The sequence below is a fragment of the Paracoccus sp. SJTW-4 genome, assembly GCF_047716885.1.
Taxonomy (GTDB): domain Bacteria; phylum Pseudomonadota; class Alphaproteobacteria; order Rhodobacterales; family Rhodobacteraceae; genus Paracoccus; species Paracoccus solventivorans.
This window is the reverse complement of sequence record NZ_CP136681.1, coordinates 860,820-874,443: the sequence shown is the minus strand read 5'-3', so window position 1 is coordinate 874,443 and position 13,624 is coordinate 860,820. Positions and strand designations below refer to the sequence as shown.

General features: G+C 69.1%; 10 protein-coding genes. 8 read left to right on the top strand and 2 right to left on the bottom strand.

Annotated features, from left to right (window positions below; genetic code table 11):
* The first annotated feature begins 5 nt into the window (after positions 1-5).
* The 6 genes from nuoN (at position 6) to aroA (ending at position 7,014) form a co-directional block, all read left to right on the top strand.
* Positions 6-1,505: an NADH-quinone oxidoreductase subunit NuoN gene (gene nuoN, locus RSP45_RS04320; protein ID WP_415393351.1), complete on the top strand. Its 1,500-nt coding sequence runs from the start codon at positions 6-8 to the stop codon at positions 1,503-1,505.
* A gap of 49 nt (positions 1,506-1,554) precedes the next feature.
* Positions 1,555-2,286 (top strand): biotin--[acetyl-CoA-carboxylase] ligase, encoded by a 732-nt coding sequence (locus RSP45_RS04315; RefSeq protein WP_415393350.1) that lies wholly within the window; start codon positions 1,555-1,557, stop codon positions 2,284-2,286.
* Positions 2,286-3,065, top strand: a complete 780-nt coding sequence (locus RSP45_RS04310) for a type III pantothenate kinase (RefSeq protein ID WP_415393349.1) — start codon at positions 2,286-2,288, stop codon at positions 3,063-3,065. The genes RSP45_RS04315 and RSP45_RS04310 overlap by 1 nt, the downstream gene beginning before the upstream one ends.
* Positions 3,058-4,731, top strand: coding sequence for a ribonuclease J (locus RSP45_RS04305; RefSeq protein WP_415393348.1), 1,674 nt, complete (start codon positions 3,058-3,060; stop codon positions 4,729-4,731). The genes RSP45_RS04310 and RSP45_RS04305 overlap by 8 nt, the downstream gene beginning before the upstream one ends.
* A 144-nt stretch (positions 4,732-4,875) precedes the next feature.
* On the top strand, positions 4,876-5,571 hold the full coding sequence (gene trmB / locus RSP45_RS04300) for a tRNA (guanine(46)-N(7))-methyltransferase TrmB (protein ID WP_415393347.1): 696 nt from the start codon (positions 4,876-4,878) through the stop codon (positions 5,569-5,571).
* 111 nt (positions 5,572-5,682) lie between these two features.
* Positions 5,683-7,014, top strand: a complete 1,332-nt coding sequence (aroA, locus tag RSP45_RS04295) for a 3-phosphoshikimate 1-carboxyvinyltransferase (RefSeq protein WP_415393346.1) — start codon at positions 5,683-5,685, stop codon at positions 7,012-7,014.
* Positions 7,015-7,510: 496 nt separating this feature from the next.
* Here aroA and RSP45_RS04290 read toward each other — a convergent pair whose 3' ends face one another.
* Positions 7,511-9,403, bottom strand: a complete 1,893-nt coding sequence (locus RSP45_RS04290; RefSeq protein ID WP_415393345.1) for a propionyl-CoA synthetase — start codon at positions 9,401-9,403, stop codon at positions 7,511-7,513.
* 218 nt (positions 9,404-9,621) lie between these two features.
* On the bottom strand, positions 9,622-11,901 hold the full coding sequence (locus tag RSP45_RS04285) for an NADP-dependent malic enzyme (RefSeq protein WP_415393344.1): 2,280 nt from the start codon (positions 11,899-11,901) through the stop codon (positions 9,622-9,624).
* A 560-nt stretch (positions 11,902-12,461) separates the two neighbouring features.
* On the opposite strand from RSP45_RS04285, the gene RSP45_RS04280 reads away from it, so the two are divergent.
* Positions 12,462-12,851, top strand: a complete 390-nt coding sequence (locus tag RSP45_RS04280) for a cytidine deaminase (RefSeq protein ID WP_303729947.1) — start codon at positions 12,462-12,464, stop codon at positions 12,849-12,851.
* A gap of 102 nt (positions 12,852-12,953) precedes the next feature.
* Positions 12,954-13,592, top strand: coding sequence for a uracil phosphoribosyltransferase (upp, locus tag RSP45_RS04275; RefSeq protein WP_415393343.1), 639 nt, complete (start codon positions 12,954-12,956; stop codon positions 13,590-13,592).
* Positions 13,593-13,624 lie beyond the last annotated feature (32 nt).

Sequence of the window (13,624 nt, the reverse complement as noted above, 5' to 3'; positions counted from 1 at the left end):
CCGCCATGAGCTCGATCGAACTGTCCATCCTGATGCCCGAGGCGGGGCTGGCGCTGTTTGCCCTGGCGGCGCTGATGTTCGGCGCCTTCGCCGGCAAGGACCGGGTCGCGGGGCCGGTGCTCTGGGCTGCGGTGGCGGCGCTGCTGGTCGCGGGCTTCGCCATCGGCTGGGGCGGGCGCAGCGACGGGCAGGGCTTCTTCGGCATGTTCATCGACGATGCCTTCGCCCGCTTTGCCAAGGTGACGGTGCTGCTGTCCGCCGCCGGCGTGCTGGCGATGAGCGCGGCCTGGCTGCAGCGGCAGGGGCTGCTGCGCTTCGAGCTGCCGGTGCTGATCGTGCTGGCGGTGATCGGCATGATGATCATGGTCTCGGCCGGCGACCTGCTGACGCTGTACATGGGGCTGGAACTGCAGTCGCTGGCGCTTTACATCGTCGCCGCGCTGCGCCGCGACAGCGTGCGCTCGTCCGAGGCGGGGCTGAAATATTTCGTGCTGGGCTCGCTCAGCTCGGGGATGCTGCTTTACGGCGCCTCGCTGGTCTATGGCTATGCGGGCACCACCAACCTGGCCGGGATCATGCAGGCGCTGGACGGCGGGCTGTCGGTGGGGCTGCTGTTCGGGCTGGTGTTCCTGCTGGTCGGTCTGGCCTTCAAGGTCTCGGCGGTGCCGTTCCACATGTGGACCCCCGACGTCTACGAGGGCTCGCCCACTCCGGTGACCGCGTTCTTCGCCACCGCGCCCAAGGTCGCCGCCATGGCGCTGATCGCGCGGCTGGTCTGGGGCGCCTTCGGCAGCGTGCCGGCGGAATGGTCGCAGATCATCGCGCTGCTGGCGGTGCTGTCGATGTTCCTGGGCTCGATCGCCGGTATCGGCCAGCGCGACATCAAGCGGCTGATGGCCTATTCCTCGATCGCGCATATGGGCTTTGCCTTCATCGGGCTGGCCGCGGGCACCGCCTATGGCGTGCAGTCGATGCTGCTCTACATGGCGATCTATGCGGTGATGAACGTCGGCACCTTTGCCTTTATCCTGTCGATGGAGCGGGGCGGACGTCCGGTCACCGCGCTCGAGGATCTGAACCTGATGGCGCGGACCGAGCCGCTGAAGTCGCTGGCCATGGGCATCCTGCTGTTCAGCCTGGCGGGGGTGCCGCCGATGCTGGGCTTCTTCGCCAAGTTCGGGGTGCTCAAGGCGGCGGTCGATGCGCAGATGGGATGGCTGGCGCTGCTGGGGGTGGTCGCCTCGGTGATCGGGGCGTTCTATTACCTGCGCATGGTCTACTACCTGTATTTCGGCAGCCCCCGTGACGACATCGCCGAGGCCCGCACCGATGCCGCGCAATGGCTGGCGCTGGTCGGGGCCGCCGCGGCGATGGTGATCGGGGCGTTCTCGATGTTCGGCACCGAATCCGCGGCGCAGCGCGCGGCCGAGGCGCTGGTGCTGGCCGAGGCTGCCCCGGCGCCCGCCGCCGCAGCCGCCGCCGCTGCGCCTGCCGCTCTTGACTGACCCGGCCGCGCAACGGCCGCAGCCATGGCCCGCCGGTGTCGGCCGGGTCGTGCTGCCGCGCGTCGACAGCACCAACGCCGAGGCGCTGCGCCAGGCCGCCACGCTGGGCGCGCCGACCTGGATCATGACCCGCGACCAGACCGCCGGCCGGGCCCGCCGCGGCCGCGGCTGGGTGATGCCCGCGGGCAATTTCGCCGCCAGCTTGGCGGCGCGGCCGCCGGGCACCCCCGCCGATCTGTCGCTTTACAGCTTCGTCGCCGCGCTGGCGCTGCACGAGGCGCTGGCCGCCGCCTGCGGCCCCGCCGCGCGGCTGGCGATCAAATGGCCCAATGACGTGCTGCTGAACGGCGGCAAGGTCGCTGGCATCCTGCTGGAAAGCACCGGGCAGGGCGGCCGCGGCGGCATCGCGCTTGCCGTCGGCATCGGCGTGAACCTCGCCGCCGCCCCCGATGCCGCGGCGCTGGAACCCCGCGCGGTGGCGCCGGTGTCGGTGCTGGGGGAAACCGGGCACAAGGTCTCGCCCGAGGACTTCCTCGACCTGCTCGCCCCCGCCTTTGCCCGCTGGCAGCAGCAGTTGGAAACCCTGGGCTTCGCGCCCATCCGCAGCGCTTGGCTGGCGCGCGCCGCAAGGCTGGGCCAGATCATCACCGCCCGCATCGGCAGCAGCACCCGCAGCGGCCGGTTCGAGGGCATCGACGACAGCGGCGCGCTGATCCTGCTCACCGCCGCCGGGCGCGAAGCCATCCCCGCCGCCGAGATATTCTTTGAAGAGGACGCCTGATGCTGCTGTGTATCGACACCGGCAACACCAACACCCAGTTCTCGATCTGGGACGGGCGGCGGTTCCTGTGCCACTGGCGTTCGGCCACCGACCACCGCCGCACGGCGGACCAGTATTACGTCTGGCTGCGCTCGATGATGTCGCTGACCGGGATCGAGGTCGACATCGACGCCTGCATCATCAGCTCGACCGTGCCGCGGGTGGTGTTCAACCTGCGCGTGCTCTGCAACCGCTATTTCGAGACCCGCCCGCTGGTGGTGGGCAAGCCCGACTGCCTGCTGCCGGCGCCACCGCGGGTGGACCCGGGCACAGTGGTCGGCCCCGACCGCATCGTCAACACCTGGTCGGCCTTTGACCGCTACGGCCCCGATCTGGTGGTGGTGGATTTCGGCACCGCCACCACCTTCGACGTGGTGGACAGCGACGGCGCCTATGTCGGCGGGGTGATCGCGCCGGGGGTGAACCTGTCGCTTGAGGCGCTGCACATGGGCGCGGCCTCGCTGCCGCATGTCGACGTGACCCGCCCGGCGCAGGTGATCGGCACCAACACCGTCGCCTGTATCGAATCGGGGGTGTTCTGGGGCTATGTCGGGCTGGTGCGCGAAATCTGCGCCCGCATCGCCGAAGAACGCGGGCAGGCGATGAAGATCATTGCAACCGGCGGGTTGGCCGCGCTGTTCCATCAGATCGAGGATCTGTTCGACACCTGGGACGACGATCTGACGATGCACGGGCTGCGGCTCATCCATGATTACAACAAGGAGATGGGCAATGTCTGAACGCCTGATCTATCTGCCGCTGGGCGGCGCGGGCGAAATCGGCATGAACGCCTATGTCTACGGATATGGGCAGCCGGGGCGGGAACGGCTGATCCTGGTCGATCTGGGGGTCACCTTCGGCGACATGGACAGCGCGCCGGGCATCGACCTGATCATGCCCGACATCCGCTGGCTCGAGGATAACCGCGACCGGCTGGACGGCATCTTCATCACCCACGGGCACGAGGATCACGTCGGCGCCCTGGGCCTGCTGTGGAGCCGGCTCAAGGCCCCGATCCATACCCGCCGCTTTACCGGCGCGCTGGCGCGGATGAAGCTGGAAGAGGCCGGCCAGCCCACCGACAGGCTGCGCATCGTCGAGCCCTATCCGCATGTGGTCGAGGCCGGGCCGTTCCGCGTGCAGTTCGTGCCGGTCAGCCACTCGATCCCCGAAAGCGCGGCGCTGGTCATCGACACGCCCGCCGGTCGCATCGTCCATTCCGGCGACTTCAAGCTAGACGGCACCCCGGTGGTGGGCGAGGCGTTCGACCCGGTGCTGTGGCACAAGATCGCCAGCGAGGCGCCGGTGGCGGCGCTGATGTGCGATTCGACCAACGTGTTCAGCACCCATCCCGGGCGCTCGGAATCGGCGTTGGCGCAGCCGCTGCTGGAATTCGTCAGCGCGCAGAAACAGCTGGTGGTGGCGACGACCTTCGCCTCGAACGTGGCGCGGCTCAAGACGCTGGCCGACGCCGGCGTGGCGGCAGGGCGGCAGATCTGCCTGCTGGGCCGGGCGATGCGCAAGATGGTCACCGCGGCGGTCGAGGCCGGGATCCTGCGCGACTTTCCCAAGGTGATCGGCCCGGATGAGGCCGCGGATCTGCCCCGCGACAAGGTGATGCTGATCGTCACCGGCAGCCAGGGCGAACGCCGCGCCGCCTCGATGCAGCTGTCGATGGGCCGCTATCTGGGGCTGCAGCTGCGCGAGGGCGACAGCTTCCTGTTTTCCAGCCGCACCATCCCCGGCAACGAACGCCCGGTGATCCGCATCATGAACAACCTCAGCCGCATGGGGGTGAATGTGTTCGATGCGGATTCGGGGTTCTTCCACGTCTCGGGCCACGCCAACCGCCCTGATCTGGAAGCGGTGCACGAGCTGCTGAAACCGGCGGTGGTGATCCCGATGCACGGCGAACACATGCATCTGCGCGAACACGCCAACCTCGCCCGCGCCAAGGGGCTGTCGGCGGAGGTGGTGACCAACGGCACCATGATCGACCTGGCCGGCGGCGGCATCCGCGTCGTCGACCAGATCGAGACCGGCCGCATCTATCTGGACGGCAACGTGCTGATCGGCGCCATGGACGGGGTGGTGCGCGACCGCATCCGCATGGCGCTGAACGGCCATGTCACCGTCTCGGTGATCGTCGACGAAAACGACGAGGCGCTGCCCGACGCCTGGGTGGAAACCATGGGGCTGGCCGCGCAGGGCCGCGCCGGCGTGCCGCTTGCCCGGCATCTGGAAAGCGAGCTGGGCGAGTTCCTGGAACGCGCCGACCATGCCACGGTGATGAGCGACAAGAAGCTGGAAGAGGGGCTGCGCCGCATCACCCGCCAGGTCGCGATGGAAGAGATCGGCAAGAAACCCGAGGTCAAGGTCGTCATCAGCCGCCTCGCCGCCGACTGAGCCGGCCCCCCGCGGCCCGCCGCTTGCGCGCAGAAGCTTCTTTCTGGCGAAAATACCCCGGGGGGCCGCCCCCGGGCGGCGGGGGCAGCGCCCCCCTGAACCTTGCCGCTTGACCTTCGCCCGCCGTCGCGGCATCGCGCCTGCATGAGCGAGTTCGACCCCACCCCCCCGCGCCGCAATTTCTACGGCCGCCGCCACGGCAAGACCCTGCGCCAAAGCCAGAAGGGCTATCTGTCCGAGGATCTGGGCAGCCTGCGCCCGCGCGGGATCACCACCGCCGAAAACCCCGACCGCACCCCCATCGACCCGGCGGCGATCTTTGGCGACGCCCGCCCGGTCTGGCTGGAAATCGGGTTTGGCGGCGGCGAGCATATGGTCGCCATGGCCGCGCGCTATCCGGAGATCGGGATCATCGGCTGCGAGCCCTTCATCAACGGCGTCGCCATGCTGCTGGGCAAGATCCGCGCGGCGGGCGTGTCGAACGTCAGCGTGCATCCGGGCGATGCGCGCGACCTGATGGACGTGCTGCCGGATGGCTCGATTGCCCGCGCGTTTCTCAATTATCCCGACCCCTGGCCCAAGGCCCGCCACCACCGCCGCCGCTTCGTCACGCCCGAGCATCTGATCCCGCTCTACCGGGTGATGGCGCCGGGGGCCGAGTTCCGGGTGGCGACCGACATTCCCGACTATATGCGCCAGACGCTGGAAGAGGTCCCGGCCGCCGGCTTCACCCTGGTCCACGAAGGGCCCGCGCCCTGGGACGACTGGCACTCGACCCGCTACGAGCAGAAGGCGCTGCGCGAGGGCCGCGTGCCGCATTACGCGACCTTCCGGCGCTAGGGGGGAGGTCGCTGGCACGGCCTGCCTCCGGCGGGGATATTTTTGCAAGGAAGAAGGGCATGGCCGCGCCCCTTTGGCCACGCTATCACTGCCGCGACCAAGGAGCCGATCATGTCCCACAGCACCCAGCCGCAACCGATGACCGCCCGCCGCTCGGGGCCCCTCAAGGGGAATGCGCTGGTGCCGGGGGACAAGTCGGTCAGCCACCGGGCGCTGATCCTGGGCGCGCTGGCGGTGGGCGAGACGCAGATCACCGGGCTGCTGGAATCGCAGGACGTGATCGACACCGCCCGCGCGATGGAAGCCTTTGGCGCCAGCGTCGAGCAACTGGGCCCGGGTGAATGGCGGGTGCGGGGCGTCGGCGTTGGCGGGTTTTCCTCGCCCGAAACCGTGATCGACTGCGGCAATTCCGGCACCGGGGTGCGGCTGATCATGGGCGCGATGGCGACCACGCCGATCACCGCCACCTTCACCGGCGACGCCAGCCTGTCGCGCCGGCCGATGCGGCGGATCACCGGCCCGCTGGAACTGTTCGGGGCGCAGGTTGTCGCGCGCGAGGGCGAGTTCCTGCCCGTCACCATCACCGGCGCCGCCGATCCCGTGCCGCTGCGCTACCCCACCCCGGTCGCCAGCGCGCAGATCAAGTCCGCGGTGCTGCTGGCCGGGCTGAATGCCCCCGGCGACACCGTGGTGATCGAGGCCGAACCGACCCGCGACCATACCGAGCGGATGCTGGCCGGTTTCGGCGCCACCATCCGCACCGAGATCACCGACGAGGGCCATGTGATCACCCTGACCGGCCGCCCCGAGCTGCGCCCCTGCGCGGTGGCGGTGCCGCGCGACCCGTCCTCGGCGGCCTTCCCGGTGGCGGCCGCGCTGATCGTGCCGGGGTCGGAAATCCGGGTCGAGGGCGTCAGCCGCAACCCCACCCGCGACGGGCTTTATCACGTGCTGGCCGAGATGGGCGCCGACCTGACCTGGGAAAACGACCGCATCGAGGGCGGCGAGCCGGTGGCAGACCTGACCGTCCGCCATGGCCCGCTGCATGGTGTGACCGTCGCCCCAGAGCGCGCCGCCAGCATGATCGACGAGTTCCCGATCCTGTCGGTGATCGCCGCCTTTGCAGAGGGCAGCACGGTGATGAACGGAGTGGCCGAGCTGCGGGTCAAGGAAAGCGACCGTATCGACGCCATGGCCCGCGGGCTGGAAGCGAACGGCGGCCGGGTCGAGGAAACCCGCGACAGCCTGACCGTCCACGGCACCGGCGGGCTGAAGGGCGGCGCCACCGTCGCCACCCATCTCGACCACCGCATCGCCATGTCGTTCCTGGTGGCCGGGCTGGTCTCGGAACGCCCGATCACCGTCGACGACGCCGGGCCGATCGCGACCAGCTTTCCCGATTTCGTGGCGCTGATGCGCTCGCTGGGCGCCGAGCTGGGCTAGGTCGCATCCGCATTAACCGGGTTGCCATGCCAGGCAAGTTGACAGCGACGCTGCGCGACGGTGTTGCCGCGCGGGGTGCCAAGGCGGACATCCGGCCGATGCCGATGCCGATGCCGATGCCGATGCCGATGCGAAGCGGAGCCCGGATTTCGGCCGGATGCTCTCTCGACGCAAGAACCAGATTGCCGGTTCTTCAGCCACGGCAAGTCCGCGCCGTCGCAACCCGTTATGACAAGCGCAACGACCATATCCTTACCTGCGTCCAGCTCGTTTCACCCGCATAAGGTTGCGAACATCTGAGTTGGCCTTGGGACAGGAGCGACACAAGAACCAGATCGACCGGTTCCTTAGCAAGCTCAGGCAGGTCCGCGCCGTCGCAACCGGCCTTGACCAGCGCGGCGACAACGTCCTTGTCTCCACCCACCGCGTTTCCATCCGCATAGGGGTGTGAACATCTGAGCCGGCTACCCAGCGGGGCAGGGCGCCCGGGGCGGGCTCAGCCGCCCGCCAGCCCGATCTTTTGCAGCGCCGTGCGGATCTCGTCCAGCACCGCCGGGTCGTCGATGGTCGCCGGCATCTTGAAATCCTCGTTGTCGGCGATCTTGGCCATGGTCGCGCGCAGGATCTTGCCCGAGCGGGTCTTGGGCAGCCGATCGACCACCACCGTGGTCTTGAAGGCGGCCACCGGCCCGATCTGATCGCGCACCATCTGCACCACCTCGCGCGCGACCTGCTCGGCCGATGCCGCCGCGCCTTTCTTCAGGCACAGGAACCCCAGCGGCGTCTGCCCCTTGAGCAGGTCTGCCACCCCGATCACCGCGCATTCGGCCACGTCGGGATGCGAGGACAGCACCTCCTCCATCGCGCCGGTGGACAGGCGGTGGCCCGCGACGTTGATCACGTCATCGGTGCGCGCCATGATGTAGAGATAGCCGTCCTCGTCGATGAAGCCGGCGTCGCCGGTCTCGTAATAGCCGGGGAAGGCGTCGAGATAGGATTTGCGGAACCGCTCCTCGGCGTTCCACAGCGTCGGCAGCGTGCCGGGGGGCAGGGGCAGCTTGATCGTGACCGCGCCCAGCGTGCCGGCGGGGACCGGGTGGCCGGCCTCGTCCAGCACCTGCACGTCATAGCCCGGCATCGGCACGCTGGGCGAGCCGTGCTTGACCGGCAGCAGCCCCAGCCCCAGCGGGTTGGCGACGATGGGCCAGCCGGTCTCGGTCTGCCACCAGTGGTCGATCACCGGCACCTGCAGGTGCTCCTCGACCCATTTCACCGTGTCGGGGTCGGCGCGCTCGCCGGCCAGGAACACCGCCTGCAGCGACTTGAGGCTGTAGTCCTTGATATAGCTGCACTCGGGGTCCTCGCGCTTGACGGCGCGGATCGCGGTCGGCGCGGTGAAGAAGGACTTGACCTTGTGGTTCTGGATGATGCGGCCGAAGGTGCCGGGGTCGGGGGTGCCGACGGGTTTGCCCTCGAACACGATGGTGGTGGCGCCGGCGAACAGCGGCGCATAGCAGATATAGCTGTGGCCCACGACCCAGCCCACGTCGGAGGCCGCCCAGAACACGTCGCCGGTGTCGATGCCGTAGATGTTCTTCATCGTCCAGTTCAGCGCCACTACATGGCCGCCGGTGTGGCGCACCACCCCCTTGGGCTGGCCGGTGGTGCCCGAGGTATACAGGATATAATGCGGGTGGTTGCCGGCGACCGGCACGCATTCGGCCGGCTCGATCCCGTACTGGAAGCTGTGCCAGGCGACGTCGCGCCCCTCGACCAGCTTGGCGACCTCTTGCTCGCGCTGCAGGATCACGCAGAATTCGGGCGCGTGTTCGGCCAGTTCCAGCGCCCGGTCCAGCAGCGGCTTGTACTGCACGATCCGCCCCGGTTCCAGCCCGCAGGAGGCCGCGATGATCGCCTTGGGGGTGCAGTCGTCGATGCGCACTGCCAGCTCATGCGCGGCGAAGCCGCCGAACACGACCGAATGGATCGCCCCCAGCCGCGAACAGGCCAGCATCGCCTCCAGCGCCTCGGGCACCATCGGCATGTAGATGATCACCCGGTCGCCCTTTTCGACGCCCTTGGCACGCAGCGCGCCCGCCAGGCTGGCGACGCGGGATTGCAGGTCGCGATAGGTGATGCCGCGATAGGAATGGGTGATCGGGCTGTCGTGGATGATGGCCAGCTGGTCGCCGCGCCCGGCCTCGACATGGCGGTCGACCGCATTCCAGCAGGCGTTGAGCTGCCCATCGGCGAACCACTCGTAGAAGGGCGCGCGCTCGTCGAACAGCGCCTTGCCGGGTGGGGTCATCCAGTCGACGCGCGACGCCGCCTCCATCCAGAACGCTTCGGGATCGTTCTTCCACGCGGCGTAGACTTCCTGATAACTCATACCCCGGCTCTCCGCTGATCTTCCCTGTCTTCTGGTAAGACCCGGGCGCGCGGGGATCAAGAATATTGCCCCGGGAAGGCCGGGCAGGATCGAAAAATACCCGCGCTTTCCGGCAGGTGGGTTTGCAAACCTCGGGGGCCGGGTTTGCAGCCGCGGGCGCGACGCCGTGGTCTTGCAAACCCGGCGCCGCGCGCCCGGGGCGCGGCGCGCGATTCGCCCTAGCCGTAATGGGCGACCGGGGTCCCGGCCAGCGCCGAGATGTTCAGCAGCCCCCGCGCGGTGATCGAGGGAGTGACGATATGCGCCTTGTTGCCCATGCCCATCAGGATCGGCCCGACCTCGAGCCCCTGCGCCCGGGTCTTGAGGATGTTGCGCACCCCCGAGGCCGCGTCGGTGCTGGCAAAGATCAGCACGTTCGCCGGGTCGTCGCCCAGCCGGGACGAGGGCAGCAGCCGCGCCCGCACCGCCGGGTCCAGCGCCGCGTCGACGTGCATTTCGCCGTCATAGAGGAAATCGACCTCGCGCTCGGCCAGGATATCCATCGCCTCGCGCATCTTGCGCCCCGAGGGGGTGTCGAGGTTGCCGAACTGCGAATGGCTGCACAGCGCGATGCGCGGGGTCAGGCCAAAGCGGCGGACGTGGCGGGCGCAGCCGATCGCGGTCTCGGCCACGTCGGCGGGGCTGGGGTCGTGGTGGACCTGGGTGTCGGCGATGAACAGCGGCCCGTCCTGGATCATCATCGACAGCGCCCCGATCGGGTGCAGCCCCTTGCGGGCCAGGATCTCGCGGATATAGCGCAGATGCCAGGTGTATTGCCCGAAGGTGCCGCAGATCAGGCTGTCGGCCTCGTCCCGGTGGACCATGACCGCGCCGATGGCGGTGGTGTTGGTGCGCATGATGGCGCGGGCGATGTCGGGGGTGACGCCGCGGCGCGCCATCAGCCCGTGGTAGGTTTCCCAGTAGTCGCGATAGCGGGGGTCGTCCTCGGGGTTGACGATCTGGAAATCGACATGCGGCCGGATCGGCAGCCCGGCGCGCTTGGCGCGCGTCTCGATCACCTCGGGACGGCCGATCAGGATCGGCACGCCGTTGGTCTCCTCGAGCATGGCCTGGGCGGCGCGCAGCACCCGCTCGTCCTCGCCCTCGGCAAAGACGATGCGGCGGGCGGCGGTGGCGGCGGCCTCGAACACCGGGCGCATGATCAGCGAGCTGCGGAACACCGAGGCGTCGAGCTGCCGCTTGTAGGCGTGGATGTCGGCCAGCGGCCGCGTCGCCACCCCCGATTCCATCGCCGCGCGGGCGACGGCGGTGGCCACCACGCCGATCAGCCGCGGGTCGAAGGGCTTGGGGATCAGGTAGTCGGGGCCGAAGTTCATGGTCTCGCCGCGATAGGCGGCAGCCGCCTCGGCGCTGGTGGTGGCGCGGGCCAGCGCTGCGATCCCCTCGATGCAGGCCAGCTGCATGGCGTCGTTGATCTCGGTCGCGCCCACGTCCAGCGCGCCGCGGAAGATGAAGGGGAAACACAGGACGTTGTTGACCTGGTTGGGATAATCGCTGCGGCCGGTGGCAATCAGCGCATCGGGGGCGACGGCGCGCACCTCTTCGGGCAGGATCTCGGGGGTGGGGTTGGCCAGCGCAAAGACGATGGGGCGCGGTGCCATGCGCGCGACCAGATCGGGGGTCAGCACCCCGGGGCCCGAGAGGCCCAGGAACAGGTCGGCGCCCTCGATCACCTGGTCCAGCCGGCGCAGCTCGGTCGCCTGGGCAAAGGCGGCCTTCTGCGGGTTCATGTCGTCGATCCGGCCCTCGTAGATCAGCCCGTGGATATCGCAGAGCCAGACGTTTTCCCGCCGCACCCCCAGCTTCAGCAGCATGTTCAGGCAGGCGATGCCCGCGGCGCCGCCGCCGGTGGACACCACCTTGATCTGGTCGAAGCTGCGCCCGGTCACGCGCAGCGCGTTGGTGGCGGCGGCGCCGACCACGATGGCGGTGCCGTGCTGGTCGTCGTGGAACACCGGGATGTTCATCGACTCGCGGCACAGCCGCTCGACCACGAAACAATCGGGGGCCTTGATATCCTCGAGGTTGATGGCGCCGAAGGTCGGCTCCAGCGCGCGCACGATCTCGGCCAGCTTCACCGGGTCAGTCTCGTCGATTTCCAGGTCGAAACAGTCGATGTCGGCGAATTTCTTGAACAGGACCGCCTTGCCCTCCATCACCGGCTTCGAGGCGCTGGCGCCGATATTGCCCAAGCCCAGCACCGCGGTGCCGTTCGAGACCACCGCGACCAGGTTCCCGCGCGAGGTATAGCGGGCGGCGGTGGCGGGATCGTTGCGGATCTCGAGACAGGCCTCGGCCACGCCCGGCGAATAGGCCAGGCTGAGGTCGCGGCCGTTGGCCAGCGGCTTGGTCGCGCGGATCTCGAGCTTTCCGGGCCGCGGAAACTCGTGATAGTTCAGCGCCGCCTGCCGGGCATTGTCCTGCCGCCGTTCTTCCATGGTCCGATCTCCTGCTGCCTGCAGGTTTTTCCTAATCCCGCGCCCGCCCGGTCACAAGCGCGCCCCGCTGCCATCCCGTCTGGCGAAAGCCCGCCTGCCGGGGCCGAAGCGCTGCGGCCGCGCGTGGTGGCCCCGGGGAAAGCCCTACGGCGCGCCCGTGGGTGTCCCGGAAGCCAGGCCCCGTGGCTGCCGCCCGTGGTTGCTCCGAGGCCCCGCGGCGCGCCCGTGGTTGCCCGGGAGCGAAGCCCCCGCCGCTGCCGCCCGTTGGTTGCCGCTGTGCGCAGGTTCTTCCCGCATGTGGTCCTTCACGCTCCTTTCTGCTCCTGCTCGCCGCGCGATTTCGGCGCCCGGATTGTTGCAGCCTGCCGTCTCGTTCCTTCGCCTCCTCATCGTTGCACTTGTCCGTCCTGTCGCACCCCGGCAGCGACGCCGTGCTGCTGCCCCGGCGCACCTCACCGTCCCACCGGCCCGTCGCGCCCATGTCCCCGTCCACCTCGCACCCAACCTTGCGCGCAAGCGCCGCCCCGGGAATGATGGCCCGGCAACCAGAGGGTAAGCCCATGTCCCTGATCGACGCCGCCCGGCGGGTCCGCGAGGCCGCCTATGCCCCCTATTCCGGCTTCAAGGTCGGGGCCGCCGTACGCGGGGCCTCGGGCGCGATCTATGCCGGGTGCAACGTCGAGAACGTCGCCTACCCCGAGGGCACCTGCGCCGAGGCCGGCGCCATCGCCCGCATGGTCGCCGCCGGCGAGACGGTGATCGTCGAGGTCTGCGTCATCTCGGCCAGCGCCCAGCCGGCGCCGCCCTGCGGCGGCTGCCGCCAGAAACTGGCCGAGTTTGCGCGCAGCGACACGCCGGTGCTGCTGGCCACGCTGGACGGCAAATCCGTGACCACCACCGTGGGCGAGCTGCTGCCCGGCCGCTTCGACGCCGGCCACCTGGGCCGATAGGAGTGTCAGTTTCGCTGCATGGTGCCGGTCCTTTCGATTCGCCCGCCTTGCCCCAGTTGCGCATGAAAACCTTGCCAAAAGATTGACGCCGAAGGAGCCTTGATGACCCTGCACCCCAGCCTGACCATCGTCGATCACCCGCTGGTCCAGCACAAGCTGACGCTGATGCGCGACGAGGGCGCCTCGACCGCCACCTTCCGCCGGCTCTTGCGCGAAATCAGCCTGTTGCTGGCCTATGAGGTCACCCGCGACTTGGAGCTGCGCACCACCCGCATCCGCACCCCGATGTCCGAGATGGAGGCGCCGCTGCTCGCCGGCAAGAAACTGGCGCTGATCTCGATCCTGCGGGCGGGAAACGGGCTGCTGGACGGGATCCTCGAGCTGGTGCCCTCGGCCCGGGTCGGGTTCATCGGCCTGTATCGCGACCCCGAGACGCTGCGCCCGGTACAATATTACGACAAGGTGCCCGGAGAGCTGGGTGCGCGCATGGTGATCGTGGTCGATCCGATGCTGGCGACGGGCAACAGCTCGGCGGCGGCGATCGACCTGCTCAAGGAAAAAGGCGCGCGCGACATCCGCTTCCTGTGCCTGTTGGCCGCGCCCGAAGGCGTGCGCCGGATGGCCGAGGCCCATCCCGACGTGCCGATCTATACCGCCGCGCTGGACGATTGCCTGGACGAGCATGGCTATATCGTGCCCGGGCTGGGCGACGCCGGGGACCGGCTGTTCGGCACGAAATGAGCGCGCGTTAACCGGCAGTTAGCGACTGCTGC